Raw genomic sequence first — 15981 nt, 5'->3', positions numbered from 1 at the left:
GCACGTTCATGCCCCTGCCTTCTGCTGCGAATGCCACGCCCTCCATGGCTCAGTGGTTTGACCTGAAGCATCAGGAGCCGGATGCTCTGCTGTTCTTCCGCATGGGGGATTTCTACGAGTTGTTCTTCGGGGACGCGCAGGCAGCAGCCATGGCGCTCGATATCGCTCTGACAGCCCGTGGCAACCACAATGGCGAGCCGATTCCAATGTGCGGTGTGCCCGTCGCCGCCGCGCCAGCCTATCTGTCCCGCCTGATCCGCCGCGGCTTCCGCGTCGCCGTCGCCGAACAGACACAGTCTCCGCAAAAGGGCCAGAAAGGCCCACTCCCCCGCGCCATCGTCCGCGTCGTCACCCCCGGCACCCTGACCGAAGACGAACTGCTGGAAGCCGGACGGGCCAATCTTCTGCTGGCCATTGCCCGATCCGGAACGCGCCGTTCCAGCATGATCGGCGCCGCCTGGATCGATATTTCGACCGGGGCTTTCGAAACAACATCCGTTCCCGAAGCCGCATTGCCAGAACTCATGGCCCGGCTCGATGCAGCGGAAGTTCTGTCCGATCCGGAACTCATTCCCTCTGACTATGCGAGCCGTCTGGCGCCGGTTGCCGTCCCGCCGACCATAGATAGTGCCCGCACTCTGATCGCCCGCGCCTATGGCGTCGCCCAACTGGATGCGCTGGGAGACTTCCCGGACGAGCAGGCCATCGCCTGTGCCATGGCTCTGAATTACGTTCAACGCAGTCAGGCCGGTGCGCTTCCACGCCTGTCCCGCCCCATCCCACAGGGTGTCAGCGGCGTTCTGGGAATCGACCCGGCCACCCGCGCGAGCCTCGACATTCTCCGCACCCGCGATGGCGAAACGAAGTACAGTCTCTTTGGCGTCGTCTCCCACACGGCTACAGCCGCCGGCTCACGCCTTCTTTCACAATGGCTGTCCTCGCCGCTCACCAACGCCCAACAGATTACGGACCGACAAAACGCCTGGCTGTGGCTCCAGTCCATACCGGGCCTCGTGGGATCGCTGGGTGACATTCTTAAACGCACCCCCGATCCGGCACGCGCTCTTGGGCGCCTGTCTGCCGGGCGCGGCCAGCCCCGTGACCTTGCCGCCATTCGGGACACGCTGATCGCCGCAGATGATCTCACCGGCTTATTGCAGCCCGTTTGCGACGAACAAACCCCAACGCTGATCCGTACTCTAACAGCCGGATTATATGGCAGGGCAGACACCCTCCTCGATCGCCTGAAAGCTGCTGTTGCCGAAGATCTCCCGGCCCGTATTGAAGATGGCGGGTTCATTGCTGCCGGATTTAATGAAGAACTGGATCGTTATCGCACGCTCCGGGACGAGAGCCGGCGGATTGTCGCTGCCCTTCAGGGGCGACTGTCGGAAGAATACGGCATCGGCAATCTGAAGATCCGCCATCACGCCCAGCTCGGCTATGTCATCGAAGTGCCGTCCGCCGCCGGTGCGAAGCTGAAAGACCGGCCCGAACTGTCCTTCCGTCAGGGTACGGCCAGCCTCGCCCGTTTTTCAACGGAAGAACTCGCTGCTTTGGACCGCGCCATTCTGGAAGCCGCCGACAAAGCGAGCGCCTTGGAACGCCGCCTCTTTGCCGAGCTTTGCACGCATATTCTCCAGACCCCTGCTCTGGACGAAGTGGCGGAATTTCTGGCGTTGGCAGACGTCCTGCGCTCCTGCGCGCTTTTGTCCGAAGGCGGATCATGGTGCCGCCCGGACGTCACAGACGGGACCGATTTTGAACTCGTCGCCTGTCGCCATCCCGTTGTAGAAGCCGCATTGGCAGAATCAGGAAGTGCAGACGCACGCTTCATTCCCAATGACTGCAAGCTACCGCCTGAACATCGCGCCATGCTCCTCACCGGCCCAAACATGGCCGGCAAATCAACCTTCCTCCGCCAGACAGCACTGGCCGTCATCATGGCGCAGGCCGGACTGCCTGTACCCGCAAAAAGCGCCAGAATCGGCGTTGTGGACCGGCTGTTTTCCCGCGTCGGTGGCGCGGATGATCTCGCTCGAGGGCGCTCGACCTTCATGGTTGAAATGACCGAGACCGCCGCCATTCTCAATCAGGCCGGACCGAAATCCCTCGTCGTCGTCGATGAAATTGGTCGGGGCACGGCCACGCTGGACGGTCTTTCCATCGCCTGGGCCACGCTTGAAGCGCTCCATACGCAACTCGGCTCCCGCACAATCTTCGCCACGCATTTCCATGAACTCGGTGCATTGACGGAGTTTCTTCCTCGTCTCGCACCTTACACCATGGCCGTGAAGGAATGGCGCGGCGAAGTCATCTTCCAGCATGAAGTCCGCCCCGGATCGGCACGGAAAAGCTGGGGGCTGCATGTCGCCAAGCTTGCAGGCATCCCGCAGTCGGTCGTCAATCGTGCCTCGCGCCTGCTAGCAACATTCGAACGTGAACAGGCCGAAGCACGCTCTTCCCTGCCATTATTTGAAGCCGTGGCGGACACACCAGACCCGGCCAGTGAGACATCAGAGCCACAATCGCCCGCCCTGGAAGCACTCACAACGCTAAATCCCGATGAACTCTCTCCCCGGGAAGCATTAGCGGCATTATATGAACTTAAACGCCTCGCCTCAGGAGACAGGACTTGAAAAAAGCGGGTTTCTGGGGCGAAAGTCATCCTTCCCCTTTCGCTGACGATACGGATACGACCCTGTCTGACCGCAAAGCCATGACCCCGTCGCTGCAAGCAGCTCTCCAGAATGCTGCAGCCCAGGGGCAGACATCCCGTGAAGATGTTCTCTCCGTCCTCCGTCGCCACCTTGGCAACGGCCACGCGGCCATCCGTCAGCGGTTTGAAACCCGCCAGATCTCCGGTATCGCAGCCGCACGTGCCCTTGCGGCTCAGGCAGACAGCGTTGTCTACGCCTTGGCAGACCTGTCGGCCCGGCAGGACGGCGCATCCGACGAACCGCTCTGTCTCTGTGCGACAGGCGGTTATGGTGCGGGCCTTCTCGCGCCTTTCAGTGACATCGATATTCTCTTCCTGATTCCGGAAGACGCATCCGCTGCCCTCACGATCCGAATCGAGTTCATTCTCTACGCCCTATGGGATCTCGGTCTGCGCGTCGGCCATGCCACCCGCTCCATCAGCGCCTGCATCAAGGACGTCGCGGAAGATCTGACGATCCGTACGGCCCTGTTGGATCTGCGTCCACTTTACGGAGATCGTACCCTCGCCCGTGACCTGCGCTCTGCCCTTGGTGCCGATCTTCAGAACGATACGCTATGCGATTTCGTACGCGGCAAAATTGAAGAGCGCGAACTTCGTCACCGCCGCTTTGGCGACAATCCGTACATGGTGGAGCCCAACATCAAGGAAGGTCGTGGCGGCCTGAGAGACCTCCAGACCTTGAACTGGATGGGCCGCGCCGCCCTTGGCTGCGCGATTACGACGGTTGACCAGACGGCAGCCCCAGCCGAAGCTGTGCCCACACCGTCCTTCATTTCCTTTGGCCTCCTGACTAACCGTGAAACCCACCGCGCCCGGCGTGCGTGGGATTTTTTCTGGACGGTCCGCCTGCATCTTCACTACATCACCGGCCGTGCTGAAGAACGTCTGACCTTCGATGTTCAACCCGTCATCGGTGGTCGCATGGGCTATGCGACACACGGTCGTCAGCGTGGTGTCGAGCGCTTCATGCGCCACTATTTCCTGACGGCCCGTGATGTCATGCGTCTGACGCATGTGCTTCAGCCCATCGTCCTGATGCGCCTTCAGGATCAGGCCAGCGACACCCAGCCGGAAACCCTGGCCGGACCTGAAGGCTTCGAGCGCATTGCGGGGCGTCTGTGCCCTGTCGAACCCGTGACGTTCGCGAAAAATCCGCGTGACATGTTCCGCATGCTGGATTGTGCCCGTCGCCACGATCTGGAACTTCACCCCCTCGCCATCCAGCAACTCATTCGCAACGAACGTCATGCGGTCGAACTTCGGGATGATCCGGAAACGGCTCAGATCTTCCTGAACCTGCTCTGCGAACCCAGTGCGGATGAGACGAAAAATGTTCCGTTCTGGCTCCCCATTCTGAACGAAACCGGCCTGCTCGGACGTTTGCTGCCAGACTGGTCCCGCGTTGTCGGGCAGATGCAGTTCGACAGCTATCATATCTATACGGTGGACGAGCACATCATCGAGGCCGTCCGCATGATGGGGCAGATCGAAGCGGGGCACATGGCGGATGAAATTCCGCTGGCTTATGCCTTGGCCAAGGATCTACGCTCCCGTCGTGCCCTGTATGTCGCCGTTCTTCTGCATGACATCGCCAAAGGCCGTGGCGGTGATCATTCGGAACTCGGAGCGGAGCTGGCACTCACAATCTGCCCGCAGCTTGGCCTTGATCCGGAAGAAACAGACACCGTTTCCTGGCTGGTCCTGCATCATCTCCTGCTCTCGCAGACAGCCTTCACCCGTGACATCGACGATCCACGCACCATTCTGGATCTCGCGGACACCATCCAGTCTCCGGAACGCCTGCGCCTCCTGCTCCTGCTAACCATCGCAGACATGCGCGCCGTCAGCCCGAAAGTCTGGAACGCCTGGAAAGCAACGCTGCTGCGCGAACTGTTTTCCCGTGTTGCCGAAGTTCTGGAAGGCGGACTGGCCGCTACGGAACAGGATGGACGCGTCAGCCATGCCCGCGAACTTGCCCGCGACGGCCTGACCCCGCTCCTGCCCGAGAGCAGCGTCGAACACTTCCTGTCCCTCGGCTACCCAAGCTACTGGCTGGGCTTCGATACCGACACGCACATGCGCCACGCCCGCATGATCCACGATTCGGACCGCTATCGCTCTCCCGTTACGGTAGAAGCTTATCCCATTCCGGACCGTGGCGTGACGGAGCTGACCGTGCTCTGCGCTGATCATCCGGGCCTGTTTTCACAGATCGCCGGAGCCCTCGCCGTTGCCGGCGCTTCCATCGTAGACGCCCGAATTCACACGCTCAGCGACGGGATGGCTCTGGACACGTTCTGGGTTCAGGACGCAGATGGATGCTCTTTCGAAGACCCGCACCAGCTTGGTCGTCTGAATCATCTCGTTGAGCAGGCTCTGTCTGGTCGTCTGGATCTGGAAAAGGGAATTGCCGAAGCCCGCCACCGTGGCGCATCGCGCCGGATGCGCGCCATTCATGTTCCGCCCCGAGTGGTCATGGATAACACAGCCTCAGACCGTCATACCGTCATTGAAATCAATGGCCGTGACAGACCAGGCCTGCTCCATGACATTACGCGGACCCTGAGCCAGCAATCCCTTCAGATTTCCTCGGCCCATATTACGACTTACGGGATGCGCGCCGTGGACGTCTTCTACGTCCGCGATCTTCTGGGCATGAAAATCACGGACCCGGCTCGACTGGCCCATATCCGTGACTCCCTGCTGTCTTCACTGACACCACTCCCTGTCAAGAAGTCGGCTGCCGCTCCCACACTCTAAGGGCTTCGGCCACTCGTTCAATAACGAGTGGCCAGTCCTCAGGCAGAAATCCGTCAGGCCGAAACTGTCGAACATTCTGGTACCAGGACACATCTTTCCAACGCCAGTCTCCTCCTCGCCGATTGAGAAGCCAAAGAGGGCGGCCTGTCGCCCCCGCAACATGAGCAACCAACGTATCAACGCTGATCACCAGTTCGCATTGGCTGACAGCACGTGTCAGAGCCCGCAAAGTCGAGAGATCGACCTTTTCCATCCAGTCCGGACATTCTCCCCGCTGAAGAGACACGAATCTCAAGCCTGAAACGTCTCTCAACGGGTCCAGCCACTCTGGCTTCAACGAACGTCTCGAATCAAAGCGGTATGATGGATTGCCCGCCCAACACACACCAATCGTCTTCGGTACCGGGTCCAAACCTGTTTCAAGATAAGGCTTTTGGTCTGGTGCGCCCTGAACACCCAGAACAAACGGCAAGCTGAGAAGACTGACTTCGCTCTCTACCGGGCCCTGGCGATCCAGAATTCGGGATGCCCCCAGTTGAGGCATGAAAGACACAACATCAGCAGCCGGGAACTGAAGCCTCAAAGGGCGGCGCTTTGCAGCTTCCCTCAGAAGCCGCAGAAACTGCACGCTATCACCCAGCCCCTGCTCCGCCGTGACCGCAATCGGTTCTTCCCCGGGGGAACCATCCCAGGCGGAAACCTGAGGCCTATATCCCAACAGAGAATGGCGGCTTTCAAATTCCTTCCATCCCTGAGCAAAAACGCCCTGACCCAGAAGAAGTGTCGCATGGTTAAAGCGTGCCTGCTCCCGGTCAAAACCGCTCTCGCGCTCCATAACAGCCCTAAAAAGCGCTCCCGCTACGGTATCCTCATCCATTTCCATGAGAACCGTACCCAGACTGTTGGCAACACGGCCATCCTCCGGTCGAAGCGACAGCGCCTCTTCGAGAATGGATCGCGCCTGTGGCAAATCTCCCAGCGCCATCAGAACAAGACCAAAATTATTCAGAGTCTCCGCCGTTCGCGGCCCCAGTTCACAGGCCCGCAGTAAAGTTTCCCGCGCCTCTCCATACTGCCCGAGCCCGAACAGAACGGCTCCGAGATTTGCCCAGGCCCGTCCGTCCTGTGCACAGCGGCGCGTGACTGTTTCAAAGTAGATAACAGCTTGCTCCCCCTGACCATCCTCAAGATAAATCTGCCCCAGCCTCATCAGATAACCCGTATCATCTGAAGCAAGTCTGACCGCTTCTCCAAAGGCCTCTTTCGCCTCGTCTCTCCGCCCCAGAAGCAGCAACGCTTCACCAAGAGCCGCCAACGTACGCGGATCAGAAGGCTGAAGCGTTTGAGCCACCACAAGAGCAGCACGTGCAGGCTCCGAATGACCTTCCGCCATTAAGGCCAGACCCATCGTGAGATGAATACGGGCCAGCCGGGATGCCGGGAGGCCCTCAGCCGCTTTAAGAGCCTTTCCACACAGCGCAATCGCCACAGCGTTTCGGCCGTTGGCACGCGCCAGACAGGCCATACCATGCAAAGCATCCGGCTGCGTCGGATCAGACGTCAGAATATCCTGGAAACAGCGCGCCGCTTCGCTCAGATCTCCCCGCGCAAAGAACTTAAAAGCATATCGGGTGGGATCAGAAGAAAGGCTGCGCATCGTGTTTCCGTCAAACCGGAAGGAGAAAGAAGAGCCGGTACATCTCCGTCACAACGTACCGATATATCCGGTGAATATTAAAAGCCGTTAACGAAGTATTCAGTCTTTGGACAGCATGGTGCGTGTGAACAAGACAATCAGAGGCGTCTGACCATGCATCTTGAACAACGGACAGGCAATGTTCCCGGCCTGGTTTTCGCGACAGTCCGTCAGGGTATGACGACACGAACCTTCCCGATTGAAGTCAGACAAACTGCGTCAGGGCACTACATTTCCCGTATGCCCGATCAACGCTGGTCCATTGAATGCCAGACCATCGATTCCGCTCTCCTGATGCATGCGGCTGTTCTTTTCCCTGTGGAGCATGAACATGCCCCCTGGCTATCCAATCCGCGCCCAGCGCCGCGCCCAACAAACCAGGATTCCCGCATTCCGGAAAAAGCAGGCTCATCTTCTCCAAGTGCGAAGTTTACTGACAAAGCCTGCTCAGAGCTGACACTGGAGAATTAATCCCTTTTCGGTCTTGTCAAATTTTCCAGACAGGCCGATGTCTCGAACCATGAAAAGCTGGCTTCTACATTCCGTCTCCGCCGTTCTTCTGGGAACGTCCTGTCTGTTCGCTTTTCCTGCGTATGCCGATCATCCGTGGAAAGACGCTCCTCAGACAGCAAAGATTACGACGGATGTCCAACTTGAGAATGTGCGGCTGACAGCCTTGACGCGACATAATGCCCTGTCTCTCCTGGGGCTGGATGTAGATGGGCGGCCTGTCCTCATCGATTCGGCCAATCAGGAACATCCGTTTCCTGAGAGTGGGGCTGAAAGAGCAAAAATTCCGCCTCTTTCCGCGCTCACCAAACAAGACAGCATTTTTTGGGGACTTGCTGCCTCCCCAGAAGCCGCATTCGTTCAGTTATCCTCAGACGGAAAACTGCTTCAAACAATTCCTCTTCAAGGTGCCCATAGCGCAGACAGCCGTTTCACGGCCATTCAGGTCGATGGAAATTACGCTTATCTGACCGATGAAGGACAGGCTGCTCTCGTTGTAGTGGCCCTCAAAGACGGCAAGGCGCAGCGTTTTCTTCCCTATGATCCCTCCGTAACAGGTCGCCGCCCCCTTAAACGGAACGACCAGATAACCAATGGTCCTGACAATCATCCGCTGACAGGCGGAAATGTGCGGTTTCTAGCGCTGGATGCCAAAGGCCAGTGGCTGTTCTATATGCCAGCCTGTGGTCCCCTTTATCGTATTGGCAGCGCCCTTCTTACCGACCCGGCTTTCACGCCCGTGGAACAACTTGATGGGATTGTTGAATGGCGTGACACACCTAGCCTGGGCGGTCTCACCCTGTCCGCAGACAATATTTTCTATATGTCTGACATCACTGATGGGGCATTGCTGAAATTCGGTAGCGACCGCAATCCGCTGATCCTTCTTCGGGACAAACGTCTTCTTGATGCTGGGGCACTGGCGGTTTCAGGCGATCATGAGGTCAGTGTTCTGACATCAGAAGATGGAAAACCGCACATTCTTCGCATCGCCTTGCCATAGAAGGTCGTGATATAAAGGCGGCATGCGCTACCGATCTACTCGCGGCGACCTGACCGCCGACGCCCCCAACTTTTCCGACATTCTGCTTGCCGGCCTTGCTGGAGACGGCGGTCTCTACATGCCGGAGACATGGCCCAAAATCAGCCCCCAGACATTCCGGGACTGGCGCTCCCTGTCCTACGCAGATCTGACGGCTGAAGTCATTTCCCTGTTCTCTGAAGGTGCCATTGATCGCGATACCCTGCGCGATATGGCCCGGGATGCCTATGCCGGTTTCGATCACGCGGCCGTAGCACCGCTTTGCGAAGTCGAGCAGGATCTGTTCTCGCTCGAACTGTTCCATGGTCCGACGCTCGCCTTCAAAGATATGGCGATGCAGATGCTTGGCCGCCTGTTCGACCATGTTCTGACCCAGCGAAACCAGAAGGTCACGATCGTCGGCGCAACATCCGGCGATACCGGTTCGGCTGCCATTGAAGCCTGCCGAGGCCGTGAACGCCTCTCGGTTGTGATTCTCCACCCGAAGGGTCGCACCTCGGAAGTCCAACGTCGCCAGATGACGACTGTACCGGACGACAACATTCTGAATATTGCTGTCGAAGGTGACTTCGATACCTGTCAGAATATCGTCAAGGCGCTCTTCGCCGACCAGCCGTTCCGGGACGAAGTCTCCCTGTCCGCCGTCAATTCCATCAACTGGGCACGTATCGCCGCACAGATTCCCTATTACGTCCGTGCAGCGCTGGCTCTCGGCGCGCCAGATCGGGAAGTGTCTTTCTCCGTTCCGACTGGCAATTTCGGTAATGTGCTTGCGGCATGGGCTGCCCGCCAGATGGGCCTCCCCATCCGCCGTTTGTGCATCGGATCAAACCGCAACGACATTCTCACGCGCTTCCTTCTGGAAAACGACATGAGCGTCCGCACGGTTGAGCCCAGCCTGTCGCCGTCGATGGATATTCAGGTTTCGTCCAACTTCGAACGCCTCCTGTTCGAACTTCTGGACCGTAACCCAACGCGTTGCGCTGCGATCATGAGAGAGTTCCGCGAAACTGGCCGTATGGCTGTTCCGCATGATGCCTGGACGCGCATGAAAGACGTCTTCGATGGTATGACGCTCAATGATGAGCAGACCAGCGAAGCCATGCGTCATTTCTATGATGAGAGCCTCTATCTGGCTGATCCGCATACGGCCATCGGTCTGGCTGTCGGCAAACGCTTTCAGGAACCCGGTATTCCGATGATCGCCGCCGCGACGGCTCATCCCGCCAAATTCCCGGATGCAGTCTTCTCAGCGACCGGCATCAGAGCTGCCCTGCCTCCACATCTGGCTGATCTTTTCGAGCGTCCGGAACGCTATGACACGATGAGCAGTCAGATCACTGGCATTCAGGATGCGGTCCGTACCCATCTCAAAAGCCACTAATACCTTGTTCCTTCCCGCAGGCTCCCCATCTCAGGGAGCCTGTCTTTTTATGACTTACGGAAACTCATGCCCGATACGATTGAAGTCACTACGCTCGACAACGGTCTGACCATCATTACGGAACGCATGGATCGCGTTGAGACGATCTCGTTCGGGGCATATGTCTCGATTGGCACCCGTGACGAGACCGCCGAAAACAACGGTGTGTCCCATTTTCTTGAACACATGGCTTTCAAAGGAACCGAACGCCGCTCTGCCTCCCGTATTGCTGAGGAAATCGAGAATGTCGGCGGTTACATCAATGCCTATACCGCCCGTGAAACCACAGCCTACTACGTCAAACTTCTTAAAGAAGATCTGGCTCTCGGCGTGGACATCATCGGCGATATCCTGACGCACAGCACGTTTCTGGATGCCGAAATCGAGCGTGAACGCGGCGTGATCCTTCAGGAAATCGGTCAGGCGAATGACACGCCGGATGACATCATCTTCGACCAGTTTCAGGAACGCGCTTTCCCGGAACAGCCCATGGGTCGCCCGACACTCGGTACAGAACAGCTCGTCTCAGGCATGACACGTGAGACACTGATGGGCTACATGCGTGAGCACTATACCACGCACAACATCACCATCGCCGCCGCCGGAAACCTGCATCATCAGCAGGTTGTCGATCTGGTAAAAGAGCACTTCCGGGACCTTCCAACGCATCAGACGCCGCGCCCTCGTGGAGCAGCTTATGCGGGTGGTGACCTGCGCACGACACGCGAACTGGATCAGGCCCATCTGGTCATGGGCTTCCCGTCCGTGAGCTATCACCACCCCGATCATTACGCGGTTATGATCCTCTCCACCCTTCTGGGTGGCGGCATGTCTTCACGTCTGTTCCAGGAAATCCGGGAACGCCGTGGCCTAGTATACAGCGTTTATTCTTTCGCCTCCCCCTTCAGCGACAGCGGACTGTTCGGCCTCTACGCAGGCACTGGTGAAGCCGAGACGGCCGAGCTTGTCCCGGTCATGATCGACGAACTCAAGCGCCTTCAGGATGGCCTGACAGCGGAAGAACTCTCCCGTGCCCGCGCACAGCTTAAATCTTCTCTGCTGATGTCTCTGGAAAGCACAGGCAGCCGCTGTAAACAGCTCGCTCGCCAGATCCAGATCCATGGCCGCCCTGTCACCGTAACCGAAACGGTCGGAAAGATTGATGCCGTGACGGAAGAGGACATCCTGCGCGTCGCCCGCGAAATCTTCGCTGGCACACCAACCTTCACCGCCATCGGTCCGGTCAAGAACATGCCGACGATGGACGACATCACCGCGAGGCTTGCCGCATGAGTACAACCCGTCACGTTGAAGCCCTTCTTGCTGCGGCAAAACGTCACGGCGCCGACCATGCCGACGCCATTTTCATCCGGAACGAATCCGAGTCCGCCATGGTGCGGAAAGGCATTCCCGAAGGCATCGAGCGCTCTGAAAGCGTAGCCCTCGGTCTGCGGGTTTTCCGTGGCCAGAAAGCAGCTTCCGTTTCGACAAGCGTGCTGGATGATGCTGAGTTTGATCGCTTGGCAGAACAGGCCTGCGCCATGGCGCTGGTGGTGCCGGAAGACCGCTTTGGAGGGGTAGCTCCTGACGCCATGATCGGGCATTTCGATGCTGAAGGGCTAGATCTGTCCGACACGGCATCACCAGATATGGACACCCTGTTGAGCCGCGCCCGAGAAGCCGAGGAGGCCGCTCTGGCGGTATCAGGCGTCACCAACACTAACGGCGCATCCGTCGGACACGGCCGCACTGTGATTGCCTTAGGCACGTCCGCTGGCTTCATGGGCAGCTACAGCCGCACCGGCCACTCCCTCAGCGCCAGCGTTCTTGCGGGCGAAGGGGTGTCCATGCAGCACGATTACGCGTATCACAGCACCGTCCATCTGGAAGATCTGGACGCGCCTGAGAGCGTTGGGCGCCTCGCTGGTGAACGCGCTGTTGCCCGCATCAATCCAAGCCGCCCCAAAACCGGCACTTATGACGTCATCTATGATCCCCGCGTTTCCTCCAGTCTGCTCGGACATCTGGTCAGCGCGATCAATGGTGCGTCGATTGCGCGCGGTACGTCCTTCCTAAAAGAAGCAATGGGGACACAAATCCTCAGCACAGGTCTGACGGTCAGGGACAATCCACGCCTTGTCCGCGGTCCTGCTTCGCGTCCATTCGATGGGGAAGGCTGTGCAGCCAATGTTCTGGATCTCGTCATCGACGGTGTTTTGCAAACATGGCTGCTGGACTCACGGAGCGCCCGCCAGTTGGACCTGCGTTCAAATGGTCGGGCCAGCCGGGGCGTTTCGGGGCCGCCAAGTCCAAGTGTGACAAATCTTCATCTTGCACCGGGTGATCTTTCCGCCATTGAACTGCGTTCCGATATAAAGGAAGGGATTCTGGTTACGGAACTCATGGGGTCGTCCGTCAATATGCTGACGGGGGATTACAGCCGTGGGGCTTCCGGCTTCATGATCCGCAACGGTGAACTTGCTGAGCCGGTAGCGGAACTCACGATTGCCGGGAATCTGCGGGACATGTTCACCCGGATGGTTCCAGCCAGTGATCTTTCCTTCCGGAACAGCGTGAATGCGCCGAGCATCCGGATTGATGGCATGAGCATTGCAGGACTTTGATGCGTAATTTTCGTCTTTTCTCTATCGCCTGTGCACTTCTCTGTGTGCTGGGTTCCGCTGATGCCCGTCCGGGTGGAGGGTCGTCCATGGGCAGCCGTGGATCCCGTACCTGGAGCGCGCCTCCCCGGACCTCCATTACGCCGAGCTGGACACGCCCGATGGACCGGACCATGACGCCGCAGTCCAACTACGGTGCCCAGTCCGCCGCCCCTCGCCCTATGGCGCCCATGACACCAGGGTACCGTCCCTCTTTCCCCAACCGCCACCCGTTCATGACGGGCTTTGCAGGCGGTCTACTGGGGGCTGGGCTTTTTGGAATGCTGAGTGGGCACGGTTTCTTTGGGGGTATGACAGGCGGGACGTCGATCCTCGGCTTCCTGTTCCAGGTTTTCGTGATTGGCGCGCTAATCATGTTCGTTCTGCGCCTGTTTAACCGCCGTCAGGGCGCCTCCGGTTCATCTGCTGCCACGCCCTTTGGTGCAGCCAGCGGCAATGCGCCAGTGACGCTGAGCAACGACGATTACACCAGCTTCCAGCGTCTGCTGCTCGACATCCAGTCTGCCTGGAGCGCACAGAACATGCGCGCCCTGTCGTCCATGACAACGCCGGAAATGGCAGGCTACTTCAACGAACAGTTGTCCGATCTGGCGAGCCGTGGCGCACGGAATATCGTTTCCAACGTCCGCTTCCTGCGGGGTGACCTTTCGGAAGCCTGGCGTGAACGCAACCTGACCTACGCCACAGTCGCCATGCAGTATTCAATGACCGACGTGACGACAGACTCGTTTGGTAATGTCATTGACGGCAGTTCGACCGAGCCGGTTACAGTCACGGAACTCTGGACGTTTGTTCGCGCTGACGGGCGCGGAAACTGGATCCTCTCAGCCATCCAGCAGGGTGGCTGAGAAACTTCCTCAGAAGCGGATCAGGGTAATCACGTAAAAGATTGCAGCGAGGGTGATAACCCCTCCTGCAATTCCCACGATCCGGCTTTGACGCCGCTTGGCGGCAAGATGGGTTGTTGTTTTCATGACAGCAGCACCCGATCCACCAACAAGCCACAGAACAGAAAAAACAGATACGCCAGCGAGTAGCGGAACGCGAACCGTGCTGGCTTGTCTTTCGTAAGGCTGACGCCCTGAGCGTCCTGCTGATCCAACAGCACACGAACCGCGCAGAGAATAAAGCCCAGATCAAGCAGGCTGGTTGTAACCGTGTAGAACAGCCCACATTCATGGACGAAAGACGGAACCAGAGAAACAGCCGTCAAAATGAATGTGTAGAGCAGGATTTGCCAGCGTGTGTGTCGCGCGCCTTTGACGACCGGTAGCATCGGAATCCCGGCTTTGTCGTAATCCTTGCAGGCATACAACGACAGGGACCAGAAATGCGGTGGCGTCCACAGGAACACGATGGCAAACATGGCGACCGGCAAAACAGCCATGGAATTCATGGTTGCAGCCCAGCCAATCATGGGTGGGAATGCGCCCGCCGCGCCGCCAATAACGATATTCTGTGGCGTGCTTCGCTTGAGCCACATCGTATAGATCACGCTGTAGAAAAAGATCGAGAAAGCCAGAATACCAGCGGCCAGAGCATTGGTTGCGAGCCAAAGCACCAGCACAGACAGCACTGACAGCACCACGCCGTAGATCAGCGCACTATCGGCTGGCATCCGTCCGTCTGGGATAGGTCGGACATTCGTACGCTTCATAATCGCGTCGATATCGCGGTCGTACCACATGTTGATCGCACCGGCGGCTCCTGCCCCAATGCAGATACACAGGATGGTAATGATCCCGATGGGGATGGAAGGCCATCGTGGCGCAACCGCCATGCCTGCTGCGCCCGTAAAGACCACGAGTGAGATGACGCGTGGTTTCAGGAGCGCAAGCCAGTCCTTCAAAGACGAGTCGCCGTCAGCGCCCAGAACAGAAAAAAGCCCCGACGGGGCTAGAGGGGTTGTCTCGCTCATGCTCTGACCCGGGCACGCCCGGTCTCCCTGATCAGGAACAGTCCCAGCAGCCCGAATGTCAGCAGACTAAGACCCATCAGTCCTTCACCGACAGGCATCAAAACCGGCGTCAGGGAGCAAAGAGCCCCGACAAACGTCAGGCCTGCATGAAGGCGGCTGAGAGGCGCAGGAATATGATCTGGCAGAAGGCGCATCATCCAGGCATAGAACCCGCCACAAAGTGCCATCACACCGCCGAATGCCGCAGCCGTATGATCGAGCGCATGCCCCGGCATGAACTCCGCAATCCAGCCCGCGGAGAAAAGAACGAGGCTTCCCAGCGCCCAAAGCGTTGTACCGTCCAGGGCGCGCTTCTGCTTCCAAACATCTACGCAAAGTGCCCCCACAAGCACAAAAGACGGAAGAAACTGCGTCAGAGTGACAAGGCTGCTCTGGGAGAGACCCGACATTCCGCCGAAAAGACTATCCATCCAGCAGAGCGGTCCCAGAACGGCCATACATCCGAACACATAAGGCGCAACGCGGCCTGAAAAATTATTCGTATCCGGACGCGGCATCAGAAGATGGCACACCAGACCAAGAGCAGGCGTCAGCATCAACGCCGTCTCAGGAAGATGGAGCATCCCGATCAGACCCTGAGCCGCACTGTCAGGGGCATCATTGATCAGCATGCGGGTCACAACAGCCGCAAGCGTTGGGGCCACAATCGTCACACCTGAAGCCGTGGCCAACATAGACCAGGCAAGTGGAGACAGCGTACGAAAAAGGCGCGTCCGGCCCTCGAGGACAGTCGTGATGATATCCACTGCGAGCGCAAGAACGCCGACGGCCCAAAGTGCAAGAGCAAGAAGAGGTTGCAACGGCAGCAGGACAACGCCCGAAGACAGAAAACCGAAACCGGCCAGACTGAAAGCAGGAAGCGTGGTTCTGTCCGTCCCCAGCTCGGCAGGAAGCAGCCATTGGCCAAACCCGCCGAGCGCAGCCGGACAAATCACAAAAAATGCCATCAGAATCCCGTGGCAGAACGCGAGCCCTGCTGTCGGATGTGTCTGAAGAAATGGCAACGCCAACGACCCACCCAGCAGACCGGCAAACAGCGCCAGCAGAATGAAGGATGTTCCGATCCGTCTGTTGGAAAGAACGGGGGTAGAGTCGAAGGCCTGATAAGTCATGATCGCGTAGTCGGTCCCTGCCAAGGAATACCGCAGCGAGCGTCGGAATACTCGGCG

11 protein-coding genes are annotated in these 15981 nt (G+C 58.5%); 8 read left to right on the top strand and 3 right to left on the bottom strand.

What is annotated here, in order from left to right; genetic code table 11:
- The first annotated feature begins 8 nt into the window (after positions 1-8).
- Together mutS and GJA01_RS06745 are read left to right on the top strand one after the other, a co-directional pair.
- Complete coding sequence (gene mutS / locus GJA01_RS06750) at positions 9-2639, top strand: DNA mismatch repair protein MutS (RefSeq protein WP_099282312.1); 2631 nt, start codon at positions 9-11, stop codon at positions 2637-2639.
- Positions 2636-5482 carry a [protein-PII] uridylyltransferase gene (locus GJA01_RS06745; protein WP_062504031.1) on the top strand — a complete coding sequence of 949 codons (2847 nt, stop codon included), beginning with the start codon at positions 2636-2638 and terminating at the stop codon, positions 5480-5482. Before mutS ends, GJA01_RS06745 begins: the two co-directional genes overlap by 4 nt.
- On the opposite strand, the gene GJA01_RS06740 is transcribed toward GJA01_RS06745, so the two are convergent.
- Complete coding sequence (locus tag GJA01_RS06740) at positions 5451-7139, bottom strand: tetratricopeptide repeat protein (RefSeq protein ID WP_062504029.1); 1689 nt, start codon at positions 7137-7139, stop codon at positions 5451-5453. The two genes, GJA01_RS06745 and GJA01_RS06740, sit on opposite strands and share 32 nt — an antisense overlap.
- A gap of 153 nt (positions 7140-7292) precedes the next feature.
- Here GJA01_RS06740 and GJA01_RS06735 point away from each other — a divergent pair, with 153 nt between their 5' ends.
- From GJA01_RS06735 to GJA01_RS06710, 6 genes are all read left to right on the top strand, one after another.
- The gene (locus GJA01_RS06735) at positions 7293-7649 is read left to right on the top strand and encodes a hypothetical protein (RefSeq protein WP_062504027.1); all 357 of its coding nucleotides are present in this window, start codon (positions 7293-7295) and stop codon (positions 7647-7649) included.
- 37 nt (positions 7650-7686) lie between these two features.
- Complete coding sequence (locus GJA01_RS06730) at positions 7687-8691, top strand: SdiA-regulated/phytase-like domain-containing protein (protein WP_172794472.1); 1005 nt, start codon at positions 7687-7689, stop codon at positions 8689-8691.
- 22 nt (positions 8692-8713) lie between these two features.
- A complete protein-coding gene (gene thrC, locus GJA01_RS06725) occupies positions 8714-10114 on the top strand; it encodes a threonine synthase (protein ID WP_062504025.1) in 1401 nt (466 codons plus the stop codon).
- A gap of 66 nt (positions 10115-10180) precedes the next feature.
- Positions 10181-11446, top strand: a complete 1266-nt coding sequence (locus tag GJA01_RS06720) for a M16 family metallopeptidase (RefSeq protein WP_062504023.1) — start codon at positions 10181-10183, stop codon at positions 11444-11446.
- Positions 11443-12777 (top strand): TldD/PmbA family protein, encoded by a 1335-nt coding sequence (locus GJA01_RS06715; protein ID WP_062504022.1) that lies wholly within the window; start codon positions 11443-11445, stop codon positions 12775-12777. The genes GJA01_RS06720 and GJA01_RS06715 overlap by 4 nt, the downstream gene beginning before the upstream one ends.
- Positions 12777-13682, top strand: a complete 906-nt coding sequence (locus GJA01_RS06710) for a Tim44 domain-containing protein (protein WP_062504021.1) — start codon at positions 12777-12779, stop codon at positions 13680-13682. The genes GJA01_RS06715 and GJA01_RS06710 overlap by 1 nt, the downstream gene beginning before the upstream one ends.
- 122 nt (positions 13683-13804) lie before the next feature.
- On the opposite strand, the gene GJA01_RS06705 is transcribed toward GJA01_RS06710, so the two are convergent.
- Together GJA01_RS06705 and GJA01_RS06700 are read right to left on the bottom strand one after the other, a co-directional pair.
- Positions 13805-14752: a heme o synthase gene (locus GJA01_RS06705; protein ID WP_082785267.1), complete on the bottom strand. Its 948-nt coding sequence runs from the start codon at positions 14750-14752 to the stop codon at positions 13805-13807.
- Positions 14749-15924, bottom strand: coding sequence for a cbb3-type cytochrome c oxidase subunit I (locus tag GJA01_RS06700; protein WP_062504019.1), 1176 nt, complete (start codon positions 15922-15924; stop codon positions 14749-14751). The genes GJA01_RS06705 and GJA01_RS06700 overlap by 4 nt, the downstream gene beginning before the upstream one ends.
- Between the last annotated feature and the right edge of the window lie 57 nt (positions 15925-15981).

Origin of the sequence: Gluconobacter japonicus (assembly GCF_002723975.1) — a bacterium.
Classification (GTDB): domain Bacteria; phylum Pseudomonadota; class Alphaproteobacteria; order Acetobacterales; family Acetobacteraceae; genus Gluconobacter; species Gluconobacter japonicus.
This window is presented reverse-complemented; position numbering and strand designations above follow the sequence as displayed.

What these genes read in the sequence shown, in the direction of transcription:
- mutS (WP_099282312.1), top strand. Translation starts at nt 9, where the DNA reads ATGCCCCTGCCTTCTGCTGCGAATGCCACGCCCTCCATGGCTCAGTGG.
- GJA01_RS06740 (WP_062504029.1), bottom strand. Translation starts at nt 7,139, where the DNA reads ATGCGCAGCCTTTCTTCTGATCCCACCCGATATGCTTTTAAGTTCTTT.
- GJA01_RS06735 (WP_062504027.1), top strand. Translation starts at nt 7,293, where the DNA reads ATGCATCTTGAACAACGGACAGGCAATGTTCCCGGCCTGGTTTTCGCG.
- GJA01_RS06730 (WP_172794472.1), top strand. Translation starts at nt 7,687, where the DNA reads ATGTCTCGAACCATGAAAAGCTGGCTTCTACATTCCGTCTCCGCCGTT.
- thrC (WP_062504025.1), top strand. Translation starts at nt 8,714, where the DNA reads ATGCGCTACCGATCTACTCGCGGCGACCTGACCGCCGACGCCCCCAAC.
- GJA01_RS06720 (WP_062504023.1), top strand. Translation starts at nt 10,181, where the DNA reads ATGCCCGATACGATTGAAGTCACTACGCTCGACAACGGTCTGACCATC.
- GJA01_RS06715 (WP_062504022.1), top strand. Translation starts at nt 11,443, where the DNA reads ATGAGTACAACCCGTCACGTTGAAGCCCTTCTTGCTGCGGCAAAACGT.
- GJA01_RS06710 (WP_062504021.1), top strand. Translation starts at nt 12,777, where the DNA reads ATGCGTAATTTTCGTCTTTTCTCTATCGCCTGTGCACTTCTCTGTGTG.
- GJA01_RS06705 (WP_082785267.1), bottom strand. Translation starts at nt 14,752, where the DNA reads ATGAGCGAGACAACCCCTCTAGCCCCGTCGGGGCTTTTTTCTGTTCTG.
- GJA01_RS06700 (WP_062504019.1), bottom strand. Translation starts at nt 15,924, where the DNA reads ATGACTTATCAGGCCTTCGACTCTACCCCCGTTCTTTCCAACAGACGG.